Source organism: uncultured Eudoraea sp., from assembly GCF_947258525.1.
GTDB lineage: Bacteria > Bacteroidota > Bacteroidia > Flavobacteriales > Flavobacteriaceae > Eudoraea.
The window spans coordinates 1-2,847 of sequence record NZ_CAMYIP010000086.1; the positions used below are offsets into that span (position 1 = coordinate 1).

Here is a 2,847-nt window from a genome sequence, read left to right on the forward strand (position 1 = left end):
GGCAGATTCCTATTTTAAAAACAAAGGGATGAGGGATAAGGTAGATATAACCTTTGTAACACCACTTGATGGAGCTTTTACTAAACCACGCGCTACGGAAGCCCTTCATTATTTATTAGAAGAGAAGAATATTAAAGAAGTTACCGATTTTAATATAGAACGAGTAGATTACGAGAATAATAAGATCATAGATTATGCGGATACAGAGGTAGAATATGATCTTTTAGTTACAGTTCCTACCAATATGGGTGATCCTTTACTGGAACGTTCTGGTTTAGGGGATGATCTAAATTATATTCCTACCAATAAAGCGACCTTACAGTCCACAGATCATGAGAATATATTTGCCATAGGTGATGCAACCAATATACCTGCATCTAAGGCTGGTTCTGTGGCTCATTTTGAAGCTGAAATTCTAACGGATAACATTTTGCACTATATAAATGGTGAGGAATTAAAAGAGGAGTTTGATGGTCATGCCAATTGTTTCATTGAAACAGGAGGAGGCAAAGCCTTATTAATTGATTTTAACTACACAACAGAACCGGTTGAAGGTACATTTCCGTTCCCCGGTGTAGGGCCATTAAGACTTTTAAAAGAGAGCAGAATGAATCATATGGGCAAACTTGCCTTCCGATGGATATATTGGAACATGCTTTTAAAAGGAGTGCCTATACCATTTGTTGATCCACAAATGTCCGAAAAAGGGAAACAATTAGAAAAAGTTAAATAGATAAATCTAAATTAAAAAACATGAAAAAAATAATAGCAGATCGGGAAATTGAAGTAAATGAAGAAGGCTATCTTCTTGATTTTAAACAATGGGATAGAGAAGTTTGTGTTTGTATTGCAGAAGAACAGTGTATTCCTATGACGGAAAGGCATTGGGAAGTTATAGGATACTTGCAAGACAAGCATCTTAAAGATGAACCACTATCAATAAGGGGTATTAAGAAGAGTGGTGTCATAAACATTAAGGAATTCTATAGCCTGTTTCCGGGTGGACCTCTTAAAAAATCCACATTAATAGCAGGGATTCCTAAACCCAAAAGTTGTATTTAACGAATTAAAAGATATTCTAAGAAATTAGTAAAATCATAAAAATATTGAGATGAGCGAAACTAAAGTAAAAGAAATGGGTGCAACTCAAGCACAAAAGAAGGATGAAACTAAAGTAAAAAAGATGCTTTTTATTCTTTCCAAAGGTACTTTGGAAAATGCATATGCAGCATTTGTTATGGCGAATGGTGCAAGGATGGAAGGTATTGAATCGGAAATATTTTTCACATTTTTTGGACTGGAAGCAATTCAAAAGAAGAAATTAGAACATTTGCATACAGCTACCGTAGGTAACCCTGCTTTGCATATGCCAACTATGTTAGGGGGTTTACCAGGAGTAGAGGCATTGGCTACTAAAATGATGAAGAATGAAATGGAGAAATTAGATATGCCTCCCGTCAGTGAGTTCCTGGAAATTTTATCAGACTCAGGTTGTAAGCTATGGGGTTGTAAACTGGCTATAGATATGTTCCACCTGGAAAGAGAAGATCTTATTGATGAGCTGGATGGTATATTGACTATTGGGGACTTTTATGGCAGAGCCAATGAAGAAGGTACCCACCTGTTATTTATCTAAACAAGACGACTAACGCAGTAATCTTCGTTTTGAAATAGATTGAGTTGACCCTGCTAAATAATTTTGGCAGGGTTTTTTTTAGTGAAGTTAAAATGACAAAAAAAGGCACCAAATACGGCGCCTTTTTTAAGTTCTTTTCAATTTAACTGGGTGTATACCATATTGGGCTGGTGTAAGCTCGTTCCTGCTGACTGGTTGGGGCACCCTCAGGTATCTCTTTCCCAAAGCGGAAGGCATCATATAAATACCAGGGGGGAGTTGGAATTTCCATTACTCTGACATAATAGAATGCCCTCTCAGATGGGTCAAAATCCGGGTCAATCCAAACAGTAGCCAGTTCAGAAGCCCCAATTGTATTAGTCCAGCTTGCCGTAACAATATCTACTGTATTTCCTACCGCAGGAACCTTACCATCTTTTCCCGGTTTACGATCCCCGGACCAGGCCACATCGTAAACTTTTTCATGGGTTTTACCATCGGCGTCAAGCCATCCTTTAATGATCTGTATACGGTCCAGGTTGGCCCCAATAGCATCCCGTATAGCATAGACCATAAAACTTGGTGATTTGCCGGAAGGTGCATTTACCAGATCACCTCCCATAGGAACTCCTTTGGCATATCCTGCGAAAGCCGGTTCCCTGCTTTGTATGTCTTCTTCGGTATATTCCCAGCCGCCAAAAAAGCGAACCATCATGCGTGGACCGGTAGTGGCATAAACTTCTTTGCGGTGCATAGCATCCCAGATAGACTCACGGGTATTATCCTTGGCCCAAACCCCGGTAATACCTGCAGCAAGCTGGGACCAACCTACTATTTCCCCATTTTCATTTTTCATAAAGGGGTGTGTCATTCTTTCCGGAGAAGGTTCGTAACCAGTATGTTTTCCAAAGAAATTATTTTCCTCAGATGTGGTCAATGAGGTATGGCTATCTGTAGCTCCCTGTAATCCAAATTTATAAGGGTTTGTTCCAAATTTCTCCTCCAGTACTAATCCATTTTTAAGAGCCTCACGAGTATATTCATACTGAAGCATGTTTTTCTCTTTTACCACAGATGAAAAAATAGATGTCCTATTTAGCTTAATAGAGGTGTTTAATGAAAATTTGGTAACTAACAACCCCATTAAGGCGATTGTAGTTCCTATAGAAAGATCAATTTAAAAGATAATTATTATGAAAAACCGGATTGTCAGGGCTGTTGCCGGAATCTTT

Annotated in this window: 3 protein-coding genes and 1 pseudogene; 3 read left to right on the forward strand and 1 reads right to left on the reverse strand. The window is 38.6% G+C overall.

From position 1 onward, the window contains the following. From Q0X89_RS06935 to Q0X89_RS06945, 3 genes and pseudogenes are all read left to right on the forward strand, one after another. Positions 1 to 733: pseudogene (locus Q0X89_RS06935) on the forward strand (NAD(P)/FAD-dependent oxidoreductase); the annotation flags it as partial. Positions 734 to 753: 20 nt separating this feature from the next. Then, positions 754 to 1,062: a TusE/DsrC/DsvC family sulfur relay protein gene (locus Q0X89_RS06940; protein WP_297692501.1), complete on the forward strand. Its 309-nt coding sequence runs from the start codon at positions 754 to 756 to the stop codon at positions 1,060 to 1,062. Between the two features lie 49 nt (positions 1,063 to 1,111). Continuing rightward, positions 1,112 to 1,636, forward strand: a complete 525-nt coding sequence (locus tag Q0X89_RS06945; protein WP_297692504.1) for a DsrE/DsrF/DrsH-like family protein — start codon at positions 1,112 to 1,114, stop codon at positions 1,634 to 1,636. Between the two features lie 142 nt (positions 1,637 to 1,778). Here the strand turns inward: Q0X89_RS06945 and Q0X89_RS06950 are convergent, their stop codons facing one another. Next, positions 1,779 to 2,669 carry a DUF3604 domain-containing protein gene (locus Q0X89_RS06950; protein WP_297692506.1) on the reverse strand — a complete coding sequence of 297 codons (891 nt, stop codon included), beginning with the start codon at positions 2,667 to 2,669 and terminating at the stop codon, positions 1,779 to 1,781. Positions 2,670 to 2,847: the final 178 nt, after the last annotated feature.

Excerpts from the sequence above, each read along its gene's own strand:
- Q0X89_RS06940 (WP_297692501.1), top strand. The coding sequence starts at position 754 with ATGAAAAAAATAATAGCAGATCGGGAAATTGAAGTAAATGAAGAAGGC.
- Q0X89_RS06945 (WP_297692504.1), top strand. The coding sequence starts at position 1,112 with ATGAGCGAAACTAAAGTAAAAGAAATGGGTGCAACTCAAGCACAAAAG.
- Q0X89_RS06950 (WP_297692506.1), bottom strand. The coding sequence starts at position 2,669 with ATGCTTCAGTATGAATATACTCGTGAGGCTCTTAAAAATGGATTAGTA.